The organism is Marinitenerispora sediminis, from assembly GCF_003336425.1.
Classification (GTDB): domain Bacteria; phylum Actinomycetota; class Actinomycetes; order Streptosporangiales; family Streptosporangiaceae; genus Marinitenerispora; species Marinitenerispora sediminis.
The window spans coordinates 1-575 of record NZ_QEIO01000350.1 but is presented as its reverse complement, the minus strand read 5'-3'; the positions used below and the strand labels follow the sequence as shown (position 1 = coordinate 575).

Annotated in this window: 1 protein-coding gene; it reads right to left on the bottom strand. The window is 78.1% G+C overall.

What is annotated here, in order from left to right; all coding sequences use genetic code 11:
• Window positions 1-575 (bottom strand): nucleotide disphospho-sugar-binding domain-containing protein (locus DEF28_RS26755; RefSeq protein ID WP_114446274.1); only part of this gene is annotated, 575 nt, incomplete at both ends.

The window sequence follows — 575 nt, the reverse complement described above, 5'->3', positions numbered from 1 at the left end:
GGGCCGGGGGCTGGTGGGCCGGGGCGGCGGGGGCGCGGTTGCGGGCGGTGCGCCGCTCCAGTTCGCCGACGACGTCGTTGGGGGCGGGCATCGCGAGCATCTCGTCGCGCAGCCGGGCGGCGTTGCGGGTGAAGGCGGGTTCGGTGAGCAGCCGCAGCAGCCGCTCGCGCAGCGCGGCGGGGGTGAGTTCGCTGGAGGGCAGGTGCAGGCCGGCGCCGAGGTCCTCCAGGCGGCGGGCGCGGTAGACGGCGTCCCACATCCAGCCGAGCGCGACCTGGGGCACCCCGTACACCGCGGCGGTGGACCAGGTGCCGGCGCCGCCGTGGTGGACGACGGCCGCGCAGGTCGGCAGGAGCGCGTGCAGGGGCACGTAGGGGACCGCGCGGACGTTGCCGGGGAGGCGGCCGGCCCGGTCGAGCTGGGCGGTGTCGAGGGTGGCGACGACCTCGATGTCGAGGTCGGCGAGGGCGTCGAGGACGGCGCGCGGGCTGATGGCGTCGGGGAAGGCCGAGGAGCGTGCGGTCAGGCCGAGGGTGAGGCAGACGCGGGGGCGTGTGGGCGGGTGGCGCAGCCAG